This is a genomic window from Actinacidiphila glaucinigra (genome assembly GCF_900188405.1).
Lineage (GTDB): Bacteria > Actinomycetota > Actinomycetes > Streptomycetales > Streptomycetaceae > Actinacidiphila > Actinacidiphila glaucinigra.
Genome location: NZ_FZOF01000002.1, coordinates 228108 through 244783 on the forward strand (window position 1 = coordinate 228108; position 16676 = coordinate 244783).

Here is a 16676-nt window from a genome sequence, read left to right on the forward strand (position 1 = left end):
GCCGAGGGGCGGGCCCGAAGGCCCGCCCCTGTCGTCACGTCCGCCCGCGCGGGCTACGGCGTCAGCGCGAGGGTGTCCTCCGTGGCCCCGTCGACCGGCTGCTTGGTGAAGACCCACGGCAGCAGCTCGCCCTTGGCCCACTTGGTGGTCTGGTCCGTGTAGTGGGAGCTGTAGGCGTGGCCGGAGGCTCCCGTCAGGTTGATCCACCGGGACTTGTCGAAGTCGTCCAGCGAGACCACCATCCGCATCGACGGCACCCAGACCACCTCGTAGCCGCCGGCCGCGTTCCAGCCGGTCGCGTTGACCGCGGCCTCGCCGCCGCCGAGCTGCCACGGACCGCGGTTGAGCAGCCAGCGGACGACGGCGGGACCACCGGTGCCCAGGGTCTGGTTGCGCAGCTCCAGCGTGTGGAGGCGGCCCCAGCTCCAGGTGTCGATGTTCTTGCCGAGCTTCGCGGTCAGCTCGTAGCGGGCGTCCTTCATGGCCCGGGCCAGCAGCTCGTCGCGGGTGGTGCGGGTCCGGTCGCTGTCCTTGTCGTAGAAGGCCGAGGGGGAGTCCGTCCACCACGGGCTGTCCTGCTCGTCCAGGATGTTGCGCACGACCTCGAACCAGCGGTCGCCGCCGTCCGGCTGCGCCTGGTCGGCCGCGCGCCGGCCGCACTCGCGCACCAGCTGGGACTTGCCGTCGAGGTCGTCGACCGGGCCGGACCGGTCGGCGGCCGGGACGGTCAGGCACTGGCCCTCGGGGCGCAGCTCCTTGGGCAGCTTGTTGCCGAAGGCCAGCTTGAGGACGTTGCGCCAGACGGCGTTGAAGTAGGCCGCGGGCGCGGAGTCGGAGTCCTGGTTGTAGTCCCAGCCCTCCAGCAGCTTCTGGGCGTTGCGGACGTAGTCGTCCTTGTCGTCCTTTATGTCGATCTTCAGCAGGTACGGCACCAGGAGCTTGGCGATCTCACTGCTGTTGTCGCCCTGCATCTTCTGCATGTCGTCCATGGAGATCAGGCCGCTGTCCTTGATCTTGGACTGGATCAGGTCGTTGATCCGCTGGCTGCGGGTGCCGTAACCCCAGTCCTGGGTGAGCAGGTAGGGGTACTTGTCCTGGTCGACCACGGCCTGGTTGGCGGTGACGATGTAGCCGCGCTCCGGGTCGTGCTCGTACGGCATCGCGGAGAAGGGGATCCACTTCTTCCACTGGTACCGCGGGTCCCAGCCGGGGGCCGGGTAGGTGCCGTCGTAGCCCGCGGCGCGGACCGGGATCCGGCCGGGGGCCTGGTAGCCGATGTGGCCCTTGTCGCCCTTGTTGTCGGCGTAGATCAGGTTCTGGGACGGGACGGCGAAGTCGCGGGCGGCGGACCGGAACTGCTCCCAGTCGGTCGCCGTGTCGAGCTTGAAGACCGCGTCCATGGTGTTGGACGGCTCCAGCGCGGTCCAGCGCAGGGAGACCGCGTAGCCCTCGCCGCGGTCGGGCGCGGAGTTCGGGACCGGGGCGCGGTTGCCGACGGTGCGCAGCTCGGCGCTGCGGTCGGAGATCACCGGCTGACGGCCGTCATGGGTGCTGCGCACCGTGATCGTGCGGTCCTCGCCGCCGGCGACCTTGATGGTCTCCTTGCGGGTCTTGAAGGGCCGCTGCTTGCCGTCGTAGAGGTACGTGTCGGCGGTGACCTTCTCCAGGTAGAGGTCGGTCACGTCGGCACCGAGGTTGGTCATGCCCCAGGCGATCGACTGGTTGTGGCCGATTATCACGCCCGGCATGCCGGAGAAGGTGTAGCCGGCCACGTCGAAGGGGCAGGCCTCGCCGACGCTGTTGCAGTGCAGGCCCATCTGGTACCAGAGCGAGGGCATCTGCGGGGCCAGGTGCGGGTCGTTGGCCAGCAGCGGCTTGCCGGTCGTGGTGTGCTTGCCGTCGACCACCCAGGAGTTGGATCCGATGCCGTTGCCGTTGGGGCCGAGCAGCGCGGGGATCTGGTCGAGGGTGTCGGAGAGCGAGGCGAGCTGGGACTGGACGTTCTGGGTCGCGTCGGAGGTGGAGGCGGCGTCGGTGCCGTCCCCGGTTCCGGTGCCCGTACCGGTTCCGTCCCCGGTTCCGGTGCCGGTGCCGGTGCCGTCGCCGGGGTTCGTGCCCGCTTCCGTGGTGGTTCCGGCCGGTTCGTACTCGCCGGTGAGCTCGTTGACGTTTCCGCCCTCGACGATCGGCTTGTTCCGGTTGTACGGGTAGGCGGGGTAGAGCTGCTTGATCTGCGCGGGGCTCAGCCGGCTCGACAGCAGCGAGCGGTCGATCTCGTCCTGCATGTTGCCGCGCAGGTCCCAGGCCATCGCCTTGAGCCAGGCGACCGAGTCGACCGGGGTCCACTTCTCCGGCACGTAGTCGTTGCTGAACTTCAGCGCCGCGTACTCGACGGACAGGTCGGCGCCGGAATGGCCGCCCAAGTAGGCGTTGACACCGTCGGAGTAGGCCTCGAGGTACTTCTTCGTGGAGGCCGACAGCTTGGTGTCGTACTCCTGCTGCGCGACCCGGCGCCAGCCGAGGGTGCGCAGGAAGGCGTCGGTCTCGACCTGGCCGCTGCCGAACATCTCCGACAGCCGGCCGGCGGTCAGGTGCCGGCGCACGTCCATCTCGTAGAAACGGTCCTGCGCCTGGACGTAGCCCTGGGCGCGGAACAGGTCCTCGGGGGTGTCGGCGTAGATCTGCGGGATCCCGTTGCCGTCGCGCTTCACTTGGACGGCGCCGGTCAGGCCCTTGAGCTGCAGGGTTCCGGTGGTCTGCGGGAGGGAGGCGCGGACGGTGGCGACACTCCAGTACGACCCGTAGACGATGCCCGCCACGAGCACGAGCACGACCCCGATCACGATGAGGCGCGTGCGGCGGGACTTCTTCTTGGCGGGCATCGATGTCCTTCGAACGGCAGGGTGGACCGATTGCTAGGGGCCACCTTAGGCGTACCGACCCGTAGCTCCCCACGCGGTGTCCTGACCTGTGGACGGAGATCGCCACAACCCCAAGCACAGGTAAAATGTTAGGTAAGGCAATGAACTTCGTTGAAAGGACCGGCTCCTGACTGTCGACCGCCTCAATGAACTCCTGCTGGTGTGCGCTCTCGTGCTGCTCATAGCGGTGGTCGCCGTGCGCCTCTCCTCGCGCAGCGGCCTCCCCAGCCTGCTCCTCTACCTGGGCATTGGGGTCGCCATAGGACAGGACGGGCTGGGAGTCGCCTTCGACAATGCCGAATTGACCCAGGTGTTGGGATATGCCGCACTTGTGGTGATTCTTGCCGAGGGTGGTCTCGGCACCCAGTGGCGGGAGATCAAACCGGCGGTCCCGGCGGCGGCGGTCCTCGCGACCCTCGGCATCGCGGTCAGCGTCGGCATCACGGCCTCGGCGGGGCACTACCTCGTCGGGTTGGATTGGCGGCAGGCGCTCCTCATCGGCGCGGTCGTCTCGTCCACCGACGCGGCGGCCGTGTTCTCGGTGCTGCGCAGGGTGCCGCTGCCCAGCCGGGTGACCGGTGTGCTCGAGGCGGAGTCCGGGTTCAACGACGCCCCGGTGGTCATCCTGGTCGTCGCCTTCTCCGAGCACTGGCCGGTGCACAACTGGGGCGTGCTGCTGGGCGAGATCGCCCTGGAGCTGGCCATCGGCGCCGCGGTCGGCCTGGCCGTCGGCATGCTCGGCGCGTTCGCGATGCGCCATGTCGCGCTGCCCGCCTCGGGCCTCTACCCGATCGCGGTCCTGGCGATCGCCGTCCTCGCCTACGCGGGCGGGGCGCTCGCGCACGGCTCGGGCTTCCTCGCCGTGTACGTCGCCTCCGTCGTGCTGGGCAACGCCAAGCTCCCGCACCGCCCCGCCACCCGGGGCTTCGCTGAAGGGCTGGCCTGGCTGGCGCAGATCGGCCTGTTCGTATTGCTGGGCCTGCTGGTGACCCCGCACGAACTCGGCGACGACATCGTGCCGGCGCTCGTGGTCGGCCTGGTCCTGACGGTGGTGGCGCGGCCGCTGTCGGTGACGGCGAGCCTGCTGCCGTTCCGGACGCCGTTCCGCGACCAGGTGCTGCTGTCCTGGGCAGGGCTGCGCGGGGCGGTGCCCATCGTCCTCGCCACGATCCCGATGGTGGCGGGCGTCCGGCAGAGCGAGCGGATCTTCAACATCGTCTTCGTCCTGGTGATCGTGTACACCCTCGTGCAGGGCCCGACGCTGCCCTGGGTCGCCCGCAGACTCCGCCTCGGGGACCCGGGGGCCGCGGAGGACCTGGGGATCGAGTCGGCGCCCCTGGAGCGGCTGCGGGGCCACCTGCTGTCGATGCGGATCCCGCCGCACTCGCGCATGCACGGCGTGGAGGTCGGCGAACTGCGGCTGCCACCGGGTGCGGCCGTCACCCTGGTCGTCCGCGAGGGCAAGAGCTTCGTCCCGCTGCCGACGACGGTGCTGCGGCACGGTGACGAACTTCTCGTCGTCGCCACCGACCCGGTGCGGGACAAGGCGGAGGCACGGCTGCGCGCGGTGGGACGCGGCGGCAAGCTGGCCGGATGGCTGGAATCGGGCGGTGGGGCCGGCCGTTAACATGGCTGTCGACAGTCACCACCAACTCTGTCTGATGCAGAGCTGGCGCGACCGCCCGGCGGCCGGACAGATCCGGTATCTACCTCGGTCATGCGCGAGAGGACAGCTCTCGGCGCACAGGAACGCGACCAGGCGTCCAGGGTGCGCTACCAGGCGGCGGAAAGGCCCGGCCGTGGGATCCACGGTCACTCGTACGTCCCGCTCGTCCCGAGCATCCCGCTCGTCCCGCCCTTCGGGCTCCTCCCGCCGTTCCCGCGGCGCGGGGCGCCCGGGATACGGGCAGCTGCTGCGCACGCCCGGCGCGTGGGCCTTCCTGTTGCCCGGGTTCGCCGCGCGCCAGCCCTTCGCGATGCTGACCATCGGCATCGTGCTGCTGGTGCAGCACACCACCGGCTCGTACGGCACCGCCGGTGCCGTCTCGGCCGTCACCGGCGTCTCCATGGCGCTGTTCGCCCCGCAGAGCGGCAAGCTCTCCGACCGCTTCGGCCAGGGCGCCGTGCTGCTGCCCGGGGTGATCGTCCACTCGGCGTCCGGGACGCTGCTCGCCGTGCTCGCGCTGGCGCACGCGCCCCTGTGGGCGCTGCTGGCGGTGGCGGTGCCCACCGGCGCCTCGGTACCGCAGGTCGGGCCCATGGTGCGGGCCCGCTGGGCGGCCACACTGCCGGCCGGGTCGCCGCTGCTGCAGACGGCGGCTGCCTTCGAGTCGGTCACCGACGAGTTCACCTTCGTCATCGGTCCGGTGCTGGCCACGGCGCTGGCCACCGGGGTGCACCCGGCGGCCGGGCTGCTGTCCGAGGCCGTGCTGACGCTGGCCGGCGGCCTGCTCTTCGCCGCCCAGCGGCGGACCGCCCCCGCCCCGGCCCGGACCGGGGCGGGGGGCCGGGAGCGCCGGGCATCGGCGCTGACCGTGCCGGGCGTACGCGTGCTGGCCGTGGCCTTCCTCGGCATCGGCGCCGTCTTCGGCGGCATGCAGGTCTCCATGACGGCCTTCACTGAGGAGATCGGGCGGCCCGGCATCAACGGCCTGCTCTACGGGACCTTCGCCGCCGGCAACATGCTCGCGGGGCTCGCGTGCGGCGCCGTCGCCTGGAAGTCCGGGCCCAAGCGGCGCATGCTCGTCGGCTACACGGCGCTGACCCTGGCCACCTCGATGCTGTGGGCGGCGCACGCCGTGCCGCTGCTGGGCGGGCTCGGGCTGCTGGTCGGCCTCACCATCGCCCCGGCCCTGATCACCGGCTACACCCTGGTCGAGTCGCTGGTGCCCGCGGGGGTCCGCACGGAGGCGTTCACCTGGCTGACCGGCGCGGTGGCGCTGGGCCAGGCGGCGGCCGCCACCGCCGCCGGACGGCTGGCCGACGGTATCGGGGCGAGCGCCGGGTTCACCGTGCCGCTGGTGGGCACGGGGCTGGCCCTCGTCACACTGGCGGCACTGCGCGAACGGCTGGTGCCGAGGCCGTCCGAAGTGGTCGCGGCACGCGGTGGCGGAACCGGCCGCGGCAGTGGCATCGGTCACCGAGAGCCGGTCACGGTGGACTGACGACGCGGAATGCTGCACTATTGACCGTCGTTAGCACTCACTGAGTCAGAGTGCCAGGAGGAGCAAGTGCCGACGTACCAGTACCAGTGCACCGCCTGCGGCGAGGGCCTCGAGGCGGTGCAGAAGTTCACCGACGACCCGCTGACCGAGTGCCCGGCGTGCAACGGCCGGCTCCGCAAGGTCTTCTCCGCGGTCGGCGTCGTCTTCAAGGGATCCGGTTTCTACCGGACGGACAGCCGCGGCTCGTCGTCCAGCAGCACCCCGGCCGCCAAGAGCGGCAGCTCGGAGTCGAAGTCCTCTTCGGACTCCAAGAGCGGCAGCTCCGCCGGCTCCTCCAGCGGTTCCACCAGCAGTAGCGGCAGCGGCAGCGCGGCGAGCACCTCGGCCGCCTGAGCGGAGCCCACGGCACCATCGCCTGGTGAAGGCCCCCGTCGCCCGCGACGGGGGCCTTCGGCGTGCCCGCAGGACCGGTTTCGTGCTGCAGCCCCGAGGCCTCCGGTCGCAGACTGGAGACATGCTGAGTGGTTGGGTCGTCGACCGGCCCGGGCCCATGATCACGGAGCCGCTGGTACGGGTCGGGCGCCCCAAGCCGGTGCCCGGACCGCGTGAACTGCTGCTGCGCGTGGAGGCGTGCGGCGTCTGCCGGACCGACCTGCACCTGGCGGAGGGGGACCTGCCGCCGCACCGCCGCGAGACCGTCCCCGGGCACGAGGTGGTCGGGCGGGTCATCGGCACCGGCGAGCTCGTCGGCCGCTTCGCCGAGGGCGACCGGGTGGGCGTCGCCTGGCTCCGCGGCACCTGCGGGAGCTGCGCCTACTGCCTGACCGGCCGCGAGAACCTGTGCCCGTACTCGCTCTACACCGGCTGGGACGCCGACGGCGGCTTCGCCGACTTCACCTCCGTGCCCGAGGACTACGCCTACGCGCTGCCCGAGGACACCGACGGCCGCGACGCCGTACACCTGGCGCCCCTGCTGTGCGCGGGCATCATCGGCTACCGCGCGCTGCGCCGCAGCGACCTGCCGGCGGGCGGGCGGCTGGGCATCTACGGCTTCGGCGCCTCCGCGCACATCGCCGCCCAGGTCGCGCTGGCCGAGGGGGCCACCGTGCATGTGCTGACCCGGTCAAAGCGGGCGCGGGAACTCGCGCTGGAGCTCGGTGCCGCGTCCGCGGGGGCGGCGGCGGAACGGCCGCCGGAGCCGCTGGACGCGGCCATCCTCTTCGCGCCGGTCGGCGACCTGGTGCCGCCGGCACTGGAGGCCCTGGACCGGGGCGGGACGCTGGCGGTCGCCGGCATCCACCTCACCGACATCCCGGCGCTGAACTACCAGCGTCATCTGTTCCAGGAGCGCAATCTGCGCAGCGTCACCTCCAACACGCGACAGGACGGACAGGAGTTCCTGGCCCTGGCCGCCAGGATCGGGATCCGGGTGACCGCCACCCCCTATCCCCTGGACCACGCGGACCGGGCGCTGTCCGACCTGGCCGCCGACCGCGTCAACGGTGCGGCGGTGCTGGTGCCGGACTGAGTGGTGGACTGAGTGGTGGGCGGGGGGACGGGACCCGGGTGGGGTGGGAGCGGACGGGGGCGGAGTGGAGCTGAGCGACAGCGACAGCGACAGCGACAGCGACGACAAGAAGGAGCACCGCGATGGACACCAGCCACGGACCGGTCGTGGTCGGCACGGACGGCTCCCCCCGCGCCACCGCCGCGGTGATGTGGGCCGCCGGTGAGGCCGTGCTGCGTGATCGCCCGCTGCACATCCTGCACGCGACGGGCCTCGAGAGCCGTTCCGGCAGGAACCTGTCCCCCGAGACCGCGCAGCTGGTCCTCGACAGCGGCCGTGCGCTGCTGGACGAGGCGGCGGCATCGGCCACCGCCCGCTACCCGGACCTGGCGGTCTCCACCTCACTCGGCAAAGGCAAACCCGCCGACACCCTGACGGAACAGTCCGGGTCCGAGGGCCTGACCGTCGTCGGCTGCCGCGGACGCGGTGGCTTCCACGCGCTGCTGCTGGGTTCGGTCGGGCTGCGGGTGGCGACCCATGCGCACGGGCCCGTGGTCGTCGTACGGGGCAGCGAGCAGCCGTCCACCGGTGTCGTCCTGGTCGGGATCCGGAACGAGACCGATCTGGCCACCGTGCGCTTCGCGGCCGACGAGGCCCGGCTGCGGAAGGCCACGCTGCGCCTCCTCACCGCGTGGAGCCTGCTCGGGGCGGTCGGCGAGATGGTGCCCGGGCTGGACGACGCCACATCGGTCGGCGACCGGGAGGCGGCGACGGAGCAGAACGTCGCCGACACGATCCGCGAGGAGTACCCGGACCTCACCGTGACCGTGGACCTGGTCAAGGCCTCCTCCGCGAGCGGTGCCCTGGTGGATGCCTCGGCCCATGCCGATCTGCTCGTCGCGGGTGCCCGGCGGCACCAGCGCAGCAGCGGTCGACTGGCCCATGTGACCCATGCCGTGCTCCACCACGCCCACTGCCCCGTGGCGGTCTCCCACCACGCCTGACCGGCCGGCCCCTCGACAGACCTCGGCGGCCTTCGTGCCTACACGACGCGTATGAGACTGCCGGTGACATGGGTGGCGACGATGCGTATCCACAGATCGTCCTCACCCCCGGACCATGGGCCAGGGTGGGTCTCCAGCGCGTGAGCGTCCTCGGGATCGACGACGTGTTCGGCAACCCCGAGGACGAGCACACTCCATCCCGCGCTGAGGCTGGCGTCGAGCTGGTCGACCTCGAAGGCGATCTCGCTGCCCTTGGCAAGGGACGGGGGCGCGTCCGCGGCCGTGCGGTAGACGATGGCCCCGTCGACGACCGCGTAGTTCACTGGTACGACCGCGGGGTGGCCGCCGCCGGTGGTGAGGGCGATCCTGCCGACGTCATGGCTGGACAGCCGGGTCCAGCACTCCTGCGACGGCATCTCCTCCATCACCGGTGGGCCGACGGTCTCCGTCTCCCCTGGCAGGTGCTCGGCGTCACCTCCCAGCAGATGGCTGGCGGTGGTCCGCAACGCGCCCGCGAGCCGGAGCAGGGCGTTGGTCCCGATGGTGTGGTGGGACTGCTCCTCCACGTACCGCACATAGCTCGGTGTCATGCCGGCCTTGGCGGCCACCTCCTCGCGGCTGAGCCCCAGTTGTTCCCGTCGCTGTGCGACGCGACGGCTGACGTCCCCCGGATGGGCTCTCGACCTTTCGGACGGGCCGTCGCGCAATGACTGCCTGGGCACGTCGACCACCTCCCACTCTCGGGCTCGGACGCTTCGGTTCGTTACCAGCAAGCACACCACCGCGGGCGCCGAGCCGCCAGACCCGTCCGCCTCATCCGCTCGAACGAGTGACCGAGTTATCCACAACCGGTCAGTACTCCACAGGCCGCCGAGGGGCCGCGACGCGATGCGTCATGGTGGTCCTGCCAGGCCGGATGCGCCGGTGGGCGAAGGACCGACGACGGGGGTGGTCGAGATGGTGGACAGCGGTGGAGCCACGCTGTGGACGGACAGTGGCGGCGCTCCGGTCCCAGCGGCGGGCGCGGGAACGGGAGCGCCCGCCCCGTGCGCGGTTCCGGTGTTCGCGCCGATCAGGGCGGGCGGCGGGCGGCACCGGCTGCGCCGGGCGCTGCGCCGACGGCGGCGGATGATGGCCGCGGGCCTGGCGATGACGGCGGCCGCGCTGGCCGCCGCGGCACCCCGGACTGATCCGCAGTCCGGACGGTCGGGGCGGGAAGGCCCGGCTCCCGCCGCCGCTGCCGGCCGGGACATGGTGCGGGCGCCGGTGCGTATCGCGGACGCGGCGGCGGCCGGGCTGGTGCGGCCCGGCGACCGGGTGGACATCCTCGCCGCGGCGCGCGTGGTGGCCCGCGCGGCACCCGTGGTGGCGGTGGCCTCCCCCGCCTCCGGGGGCCAGGGCGTCGCGCCCGACGGCTTGGACGGGGGCGGGGGCGGGGACGGCGCGCTGATCGTGCTGTCGGTCCCGCCCGGGACGGCGGCCGCGCTGTCCGGCGCCGCGGCCTCCTCGCCCCTGGCGGTGGCGCTGCGCTAGCCGTACGCCGTGAGAAAGGCAACCGGCGGGGAGGGCCTCGGCGCGCACCCCTTACTCTCGGAGGCCGAACCGCTCAACCACCTCCGTCACCGCCGGCCTTCACGCCGGCAGCGCCCGGCGGACACCACCGGCCCCACGGGTCCCCCGGGCCGAACTGCACGGTCGTTCTTCGAAAGGAAATCGTCCCTTGAAGGGCTTCAAAGCCTTCCTACTGCGTGGCAACGTCGTCGAGCTCGCTGTGGCGGTCGTCGTCGGCGCCGCGTTCAGCAAGATCGTCGACGCGTTCGTGAAGGGCCTCATCAATCCGGTGATCGGTGCCATCGGCACCAAGAACCTCGACGGTTACATCCTCTGCATCGAGCCGCCCTGCACCGTCGTCAACGGTGAGCTCAAGCAGGGTGTGGGCCTCCTGTGGGGCGCGGTCGCCGGCGCGGCGCTGACGTTCCTGATCACGGCCGCGGTCGTGTACTTCCTGCTGATCCTGCCGATGAACAAGCTCAACGATCGGCGCAAGGCGGGCAAGGAGGACGCGGTGGCCGGCCCGACGGAGCTGGAGCTGCTGACCGAGATACGCGACCTGCTCGCCCACCAGCAGCAGGGCCGGCAGCCGGGCTACGGCGGCGCACCCGGCGTCCCCTCCCCCTACGGCCACGGCGGCACCAACCGGACGCATCAATAGCGCGTCCGCCTCAGATGTGGTGCGGGGGCTTCTCGTCGAGGAAGCGCGCGAGATCTCCCGCACCACCCTGGCCGGGGCGCTCGCCCCACCCGGTGTCGGTGTCGTCGGACGACTGCCGGTCCAGCGGGTCGTCGAAGACCAGAGCCGCCGGCTCGCGCGGGGCTCGTGGGGCGGGGGCCGCTGCGGGCCCGGTAGCGGGGTCGGGGGTGCTGCTCATGCCGTCCAGGGTACGGTGCGGCCCACCGCGCCCGGCCATGACGAGGGCCCGGCCGCACGCACGCGGGCGACGCACGACCGGGCCCGGCCCGGGGAAGGGGTCGAGCCCCGGCACAGGGGGGTGGCACCGGGGCTCGAGTCTGTGGGTGGTGGCGCGGGCGCCGGCAGCGGCGCCCGCTCGGGGTCAGGCCGCCTCGATGGACAGCCCGGTCGCGCGCGCCATGCGCTTGAGGTCCGCCAGCGCGTGCTTCTCGATCTGCCGGATCCGCTCACGCGTCAGCCCGTGCTGCTTGCCGACCTCGGTCAGCGTGCGCTCGCGGCCGTCCACGATCCCGTACCGCGCCCGAATGATGGACGCCGTCCGGTCGTCGAGCCGGTCGATCAGATCCTCCAGTTCCTCACGCCGCAGCATGACGAGTACGGAGTCCTCCGGCGAGGCCGCCGAGGTGTCCTCGACGAGATCACCGAACTGGGTCTCGCCCTCGTCGTCCACCGACATGTTCAGGCTCACGGGGTCGCGTGCCCAGTCGAGCACGTCGGAGACCCGTTCCGGGGTGGAGCCGAGCTCGGCCGCGATCTCCGCGGGCTCCGGGTCACGCCCGTGCTCGCGGTTGAACTCGCGCTGCACCCTGCGCACCCGTCCCAGCTCCTCCACCAGGTGGACGGGGAGCCGGATGGTGCGCGACTGGTCCGCGATGGACCGGGTGATCGCCTGGCGGATCCACCACGTCGCGTACGTGGAGAACTTGAAGCCCTTGCTGTAGTCGAACTTCTCGACGGCGCGTACCAGGCCTGCGTTGCCCTCCTGGATCAGGTCGAGCAGCGGCAGGCCGCTGCGCGGATAGCGTCGCGCGACGGCGACGACCAGGCGCAGGTTGGAACGGATGAAGACGTCCTTGGCCCGCGCACCCGCGGCGGCTATCTCTTCCAGTTCCTCTCGGCCGGCGTCCGCTCCCTGACCCAGCTCCTCACCCGCGAGGAGCTGCTCGGCGTAGACGCCGGCCTCGATCGCCCTGGAAAGCTCGACTTCCTGCGCGGCGTCCAGCAGCGGCGTACGCGCGATCTCGTCGAGGTACATGCCGACCAGGTCGCGGTCGGCCATCTCGCCGTGGCCTGCGCGAGCGCTGCTCTTCCCGCCTGCGGTGCTGCGGGCGACGGCACGGGTTGCCATGCGTGCTCCCTTGCGAAGGTTCGGTCGGGTGTCGGATCGAATGAGCTGCCCTCCAGCAGCTTCACGCGTGCCTTTCGGCTGCCCACTCGAAAAGAGATAACGACTGGAATCCGGACACAATTCCCAAGCACAGCCCCGTTTTTTACGATCTTGCAGTACCCTGTCCGGCCACAGCCGGAGGTGGATCATTGTCCGAGTCCGTCGAAGTGCAGGTCAGACCGGGTGGGGAGGAGGACCTGAAGGCCCTCACCGACCTGTACAACCACTACGTCCGTGAGACGCCGGTCACCTTCGACCTGGAGCCGTTGTCACTGGAACAGCGCCGCCCTTGGCTGCTCTCCCACCCGGAAGACGGACCGCACCGCCTTTTGGTTGCCCACGGGACGAAACCCGACGGCTCGCCGGGCCTGCTCGGATACGCCACGAGCAGCCCGTTCCGCCCGAAGGCCGCGTACTCCACCTCCGTGGAGACCTCCGTGTACTGCGCCCCGGAGGCCGGCGGCCGCGGCGTCGGCACCCTGCTCTACGCGGCGCTGTTCGAGGCCCTGCGGGGCGAGGACGTGCACCGCGCCTACGCCGGCATCGCGCAGCCCAACGAGGCGTCCGTCCGGCTGCACGCCCGCTTCGGCTTCCGCCCGCTGGGCGTCTACCGCGAGGTCGGCCGGAAGTTCGGCCGCTACTGGGACGTCGCCTGGTACGAGAAAGACCTGGCCTGAACCGGCGCGGTCAGCGCAGCCAGGGAAGGTCGCCCACCACGCCGTTCTCCGGCTGGAGCCCCCCGGCGATGACCCGGCAGATCTCGCCGAGCTGGCGCACCTGCTCCTCCGACAGCCGGTCGAAGATCGCCCCGCGCACCGCCTCCACATGACCCGGAGCGGCCGCGGCGAGCGCCGCGAAACCCTCGTCGGTGAGGACCGCGAGCTGCCCGCGCCGATCGGAGGGGCAGTTCTCGCGGCGGACCCACCCGTTCTCCTCCAGGCGGGAGATGGCGTGCGAGAGCCTGCTGCGCGTAATCTTCGAGCGTTCCGCCAGCTCCGTCATGCGCATCCGGCGGTCGGGGGTCTCCGAGAGCCACACCAGCAGCGAGTAGTACGCGTGGGGCATCCGCGCGTCGCGCTGGAGCTGCCGGTCGAGCGCGTCCGAGACCAACTGGGTGGACGCCATGTAAGCGCGCCAGGCGCGCTGCTCGTCCTCGCTCAGCCAGCGGGGCTCGGGGGCTCTCGTGGTCATGGTCCCACCCTACGGATTCGACCTTGAACTTTCAAGCAATTGCCGGTATCTTCCCCCCTGCTAGCTTGAAACTTCAAGAACTCAGGCGAGGGATCCGTATGACGACCGCCCCGACCGCCCCGGACGCAGCCCCCTCTCCGCCGCGCGCGGCCATCCGCACCCGGGTCCGGATCCCGCTGCGCTTCCCGGACGGCTGGGCCACCCCGGCCGACGTCTTCACCTTCACGGGCCTCGCCGACGGCAAGGAGCACATCGCGCTCGGCCTCGGCGCCCACGAGGGCGCGGCGTCGCCGCTGGTCCGCCCGCACTCCGAGTGCCTGACCGGCGACGTCTTCGGCTCCGCGCGCTGCGACTGCGGCCCCCAACTGCGCGAGGCCGTGCAGCGCATCGCGGAGACCGGCGGCTATCTGCTCTACCTGCGCCAGGAGGGCCGGGGCATCGGCCTGTACGCCAAGCTCGACGCGTACGCCCTCCAGGACGAGGGCCTGGACACCTACGCCGCCAACCGCGCCCTCGGCCGCCTCGACGACGAACGCGACTACACCGCCGCCGCCCAGATGCTCGGCGCCCTCGGCGTCGACGCGATCCGCCTGCTCAGCAACAACCCCGACAAGGCGGAACAGCTGACCGTGCTCGGCGTGACGGTCACCGAGCGGGTGCCGACCGGGGTCCACCTGTCCGAGGACAACGTGCGTTACCTGCGCGCCAAGGCCGAGCACACCCACCACACCCTCGACCTCCCGGCCTGAGGAGGCCCCCATGCGCATGCCCGCCCTCTACCTCTCGCACGGCGCCCCGCCGCTCGCCGACGACCCGGTGTGGCCGGGCGAACTGGCCGCATGGTCCGCCGGTCTCCCGCGCCCCACGGCGATCCTCATGATCTCCGCGCACTGGGAGGAAGCCCCGCTCGCGCTCGGCGCCACCACCACGGTCCCGCTCGTGTACGACTTCTGGGGCTTCCCCCGCCACTACTACGAGGTGCGGTACGCGGCACCGGGCGCGCCCGCCCTGGCCGACTCCGTTCGCAAACTGCTGCGCGCCGCGGGAACCCCCGTCCAGGACATCCCGGACCGGGGCCTGGACCACGGGGCGTACGTCCCACTCGTGGAGATGTACCCGGACGCCGACATTCCCGTGCTGCAGGTCTCGATGCCGACGCTCGACCCGCAGAGGCTCATGGACATCGGGCGCAGGCTCGCCCCGCTGCGCGACGAGGGCGTGCTGATCGTCGGCAGCGGCTTCTTCACGCACAACCTCGCCGCACTGCGCCACGCCGGCGGAGTGCCGGGCTGGTCGGCGGAGTTCGACGACTGGGGGCACCGCGCGCTGGAGGCGCACGACGTGGACGCCCTGCTGGACTTCGAGCACAAGTCCCCCGCCGGGCGGCTCGCCCACCCGCGGACCGAGCACTTCGCCCCGCTCTTCGTCACCATGGGCGCGGCCGAGGACGATCTCGGCGACCAGCGCAGCGCCATCGACGGCTTCTGGATGGGCCTGGCCAAGCGGTCCGTGCAGTTCGGCCGGTAGTCTGCGCAACGCAACGGGAAGGGCCCCGCTTCCTCTCATGAAGCGGGGCCCTTCGCCGTGCTCGCCGTCCGGCGTGCCGTCGTCGTCGACGCGTCGTCAGTGGGCGATCACCGGGACGGCGACGTCCTCCGCGCCCTCGGCGTCCTTGTTGCCGGACGCCGCGACCACACCGCCGCCACCACCGGTGTTGACGAAGGTGAAGGCGATGATCGCGGAGAGGGCGAGGATGCCGACCGCCCACCAGATCGCGGTGGAGTAGCCGTGCACGGCAGCGGCGTTGACGAAGCCCTGCTTGCCGAGCGTGCGGGCCTCGGCCGCGTGCGCGGCGACCCACGTGGTGGTCGCGCTGGCCGCGATCGTGTTCAGCAGCGCCGTGCCGATGGCACCGCCGACCTGCTGCGAGGTGTTGACCATGGCGGAGGCGACACCCGCGTCACGCGGCTCGACACCGTGCGTGGCCAGGCTCATGGCCGGCATGAAGGCCGTACCCATACCGAGGCCGAGCAGGATCTCCGCCGGCAGGATCAGGCCCGCGTACGAGCTGTCGACCGACAGCTGGGTCAGCAGCAGCATGCCCAGGCCCGCCACCAGGAAGCCCGGGGCCATCAGCAGGCGCGGACGGACGCGGGTCATCAGGCGCGCGCCGATCTGCGTCGAGCCGGTGATCATGCCCGCGATCATCGGGAGGAAGGCGAAGCCGGTCTTCAGCGCGGAGTAGCCCTGGACGACCTGCAGGTAGTAGGTGAGGAAGAGGAACAGGCCGAACATCGCGATGATGGCCAGACCCAGCGAGAGGTAGACGCCACCGCGGTTGCGGTCGGTCACCACGCGCAGCGGCAGCAGCGGGGCCTTCACGCGGGCCTCGATGACCACGAACGCGACGAGCAGCACGACCGAGGCCACGAACAGGCCGATCGTGGTGTTCTCGCTCCAGCCGTGGGTCTCGGCGCGGGTGAAGCCGTAGACCAGGGAGACCAGGCCCGCGGTGGCGAGCACGACACCGGGGATGTCCAGGCCGCTGCTGTTGCGGCTGCCGGCCGGCTCGTGCACGAAGCGCATGGCACCGAAGGCGGCGACGGCGGCGAAGGGGATGTTGACGAAGAACGTCCAGCGCCAGTCCAGGTACTCGGTGAGCACACCACCGAGGATCAGACCGACGGCACCGCCACCACCGGCGATGGCACCGTAGATGCCGAACGCCTTGGCACGCTCCTTGGCCTCGGTGAACATCACCGCGAGGAGCGACAGCGCGGCCGGCGCGAGCAGCGCGCCGAATGCACCCTGCAGCGCACGGGCGCCGAAGAGCACCGACTCGTTGGCCGCGGCGCCGCCGATCGCGGAGGCGGCGGCGAATCCGATCAGGCCGGTGACGAAGGTACGGCGGCGGCCCCACAGGTCGGCGATGCGTCCGCCGAAGAGCAGCAGGCCACCGAAGACGAGCGCGTAGGCCGTGATGACCCACTGCTTGTTGGCGTCCGAGATGCCCAGGTCGGTCTGGGCGGAGGGCAGGGCGATGTTCACGATGGTGCCGTCGAGGACGACCATCAGCTGGGCTATCGCGATGAAGGCCAGCGCCTTCCAGCGCTGGGCATGTGCCAGATCAGGCATGGGTGGACTCACTAACGGTACGAAGAGGTGACGACATTGAAGACGAAGAGGACTTACGGTACGTAAAGGAAATGTTGTGGGCGAGTGAATTACGCGGGGGCGCCCGTTCGGCAGGC

The 16676-nt window shown here is 71.4% G+C and carries 16 protein-coding genes; 10 read left to right on the top strand and 6 right to left on the bottom strand.

Features of this window, described 5'->3' with window-relative positions; translation table 11 throughout:
* Positions 1–53 precede the first annotated feature (53 nt).
* Positions 54–2882 carry a penicillin acylase family protein gene (locus CHF15_RS04960; RefSeq protein WP_089222370.1) on the bottom strand — a complete coding sequence of 943 codons (2829 nt, stop codon included), beginning with the start codon at positions 2880–2882 and terminating at the stop codon, positions 54–56.
* A gap of 166 nt (positions 2883–3048) precedes the next feature.
* Between CHF15_RS04960 and CHF15_RS04965 the strand changes: the two genes are divergently transcribed.
* The 5 genes from CHF15_RS04965 to CHF15_RS04985 all read left to right on the top strand — a co-directional run bounded on the left by CHF15_RS04965 (position 3049) and on the right by CHF15_RS04985 (position 8596).
* A complete protein-coding gene (locus tag CHF15_RS04965) occupies positions 3049–4548 on the top strand; it encodes a potassium/proton antiporter (protein ID WP_089222371.1) in 1500 nt (499 codons plus the stop codon).
* A 172-nt stretch (positions 4549–4720) separates the two neighbouring features.
* Complete coding sequence (locus CHF15_RS04970) at positions 4721–6085, top strand: MFS transporter (RefSeq protein ID WP_322975666.1); 1365 nt, start codon at positions 4721–4723, stop codon at positions 6083–6085.
* A 66-nt stretch (positions 6086–6151) separates the two neighbouring features.
* On the top strand, positions 6152–6478 hold the full coding sequence (locus tag CHF15_RS04975; RefSeq protein ID WP_089222372.1) for an FmdB family zinc ribbon protein: 327 nt from the start codon (positions 6152–6154) through the stop codon (positions 6476–6478).
* Between the two features lie 121 nt (positions 6479–6599).
* Positions 6600–7613 carry a zinc-dependent alcohol dehydrogenase family protein gene (locus CHF15_RS04980; RefSeq protein ID WP_089222373.1) on the top strand — a complete coding sequence of 338 codons (1014 nt, stop codon included), beginning with the start codon at positions 6600–6602 and terminating at the stop codon, positions 7611–7613.
* 122 nt (positions 7614–7735) lie between these two features.
* The gene (locus CHF15_RS04985; RefSeq protein WP_089222374.1) at positions 7736–8596 is read left to right on the top strand and encodes a universal stress protein; all 861 of its coding nucleotides are present in this window, start codon (positions 7736–7738) and stop codon (positions 8594–8596) included.
* Between the two features lie 38 nt (positions 8597–8634).
* Here the strand turns inward: CHF15_RS04985 and CHF15_RS04990 are convergent, their stop codons facing one another.
* Positions 8635–9327 carry a helix-turn-helix domain-containing protein gene (locus CHF15_RS04990; protein ID WP_089222375.1) on the bottom strand — a complete coding sequence of 231 codons (693 nt, stop codon included), beginning with the start codon at positions 9325–9327 and terminating at the stop codon, positions 8635–8637.
* A 328-nt stretch (positions 9328–9655) separates the two neighbouring features.
* On the opposite strand from CHF15_RS04990, the gene CHF15_RS04995 reads away from it, so the two are divergent.
* Complete coding sequence (locus tag CHF15_RS04995; protein ID WP_245938666.1) at positions 9656–10129, top strand: hypothetical protein; 474 nt, start codon at positions 9656–9658, stop codon at positions 10127–10129.
* 187 nt (positions 10130–10316) lie between these two features.
* Positions 10317–10808 carry a large conductance mechanosensitive channel protein MscL gene (gene mscL / locus CHF15_RS05000; RefSeq protein ID WP_089222376.1) on the top strand — a complete coding sequence of 164 codons (492 nt, stop codon included), beginning with the start codon at positions 10317–10319 and terminating at the stop codon, positions 10806–10808.
* 10 nt (positions 10809–10818) lie between these two features.
* Here mscL and CHF15_RS05005 read toward each other — a convergent pair whose 3' ends face one another.
* Both CHF15_RS05005 and CHF15_RS05010 read right to left on the bottom strand, forming a co-directional pair.
* Positions 10819–11025: a hypothetical protein gene (locus CHF15_RS05005; RefSeq protein ID WP_089222694.1), complete on the bottom strand. Its 207-nt coding sequence runs from the start codon at positions 11023–11025 to the stop codon at positions 10819–10821.
* A gap of 183 nt (positions 11026–11208) precedes the next feature.
* The gene (locus CHF15_RS05010; RefSeq protein ID WP_089222377.1) at positions 11209–12195 is read right to left on the bottom strand and encodes a sigma-70 family RNA polymerase sigma factor; all 987 of its coding nucleotides are present in this window, start codon (positions 12193–12195) and stop codon (positions 11209–11211) included.
* A gap of 188 nt (positions 12196–12383) precedes the next feature.
* On the opposite strand from CHF15_RS05010, the gene CHF15_RS05015 reads away from it, so the two are divergent.
* Complete coding sequence (locus tag CHF15_RS05015; protein ID WP_089222378.1) at positions 12384–12911, top strand: GNAT family N-acetyltransferase; 528 nt, start codon at positions 12384–12386, stop codon at positions 12909–12911.
* Between the two features lie 10 nt (positions 12912–12921).
* On the opposite strand, the gene CHF15_RS05020 is transcribed toward CHF15_RS05015, so the two are convergent.
* A complete protein-coding gene (locus CHF15_RS05020; RefSeq protein ID WP_089222379.1) occupies positions 12922–13425 on the bottom strand; it encodes a MarR family winged helix-turn-helix transcriptional regulator in 504 nt (167 codons plus the stop codon).
* Positions 13426–13523: 98 nt separating this feature from the next.
* Here CHF15_RS05020 and CHF15_RS05025 point away from each other — a divergent pair, with 98 nt between their 5' ends.
* Entirely contained in the window at positions 13524–14174 is a 651-nt protein-coding gene (locus CHF15_RS05025) for a GTP cyclohydrolase II (RefSeq protein ID WP_089222380.1), read from the top strand.
* 16 nt (positions 14175–14190) lie between these two features.
* Positions 14191–14952 (top strand): dioxygenase family protein, encoded by a 762-nt coding sequence (locus CHF15_RS05030; protein WP_375816330.1) that lies wholly within the window; start codon positions 14191–14193, stop codon positions 14950–14952.
* A gap of 96 nt (positions 14953–15048) precedes the next feature.
* On the opposite strand, the gene CHF15_RS05035 is transcribed toward CHF15_RS05030, so the two are convergent.
* A complete protein-coding gene (locus CHF15_RS05035; protein ID WP_089222382.1) occupies positions 15049–16560 on the bottom strand; it encodes an MFS transporter in 1512 nt (503 codons plus the stop codon).
* Between the last annotated feature and the right edge of the window lie 116 nt (positions 16561–16676).

Coding starts and splice junctions, on each gene's coding strand:
- CHF15_RS04960 (WP_089222370.1), bottom strand. CDS start 2,882: ATGCCCGCCAAGAAGAAGTCCCGCCGCACGCGCCTCATCGTGATCGGG.
- CHF15_RS04980 (WP_089222373.1), top strand. CDS start 6,600: ATGCTGAGTGGTTGGGTCGTCGACCGGCCCGGGCCCATGATCACGGAG.
- CHF15_RS04985 (WP_089222374.1), top strand. CDS start 7,736: ATGGACACCAGCCACGGACCGGTCGTGGTCGGCACGGACGGCTCCCCC.
- CHF15_RS05005 (WP_089222694.1), bottom strand. CDS start 11,025: ATGAGCAGCACCCCCGACCCCGCTACCGGGCCCGCAGCGGCCCCCGCC.
- CHF15_RS05010 (WP_089222377.1), bottom strand. CDS start 12,195: ATGGCAACCCGTGCCGTCGCCCGCAGCACCGCAGGCGGGAAGAGCAGC.
- CHF15_RS05020 (WP_089222379.1), bottom strand. CDS start 13,425: ATGACCACGAGAGCCCCCGAGCCCCGCTGGCTGAGCGAGGACGAGCAG.
- CHF15_RS05025 (WP_089222380.1), top strand. CDS start 13,524: ATGACGACCGCCCCGACCGCCCCGGACGCAGCCCCCTCTCCGCCGCGC.
- CHF15_RS05030 (WP_375816330.1), top strand. CDS start 14,191: ATGCCCGCCCTCTACCTCTCGCACGGCGCCCCGCCGCTCGCCGACGAC.
- CHF15_RS05035 (WP_089222382.1), bottom strand. CDS start 16,560: ATGCCTGATCTGGCACATGCCCAGCGCTGGAAGGCGCTGGCCTTCATC.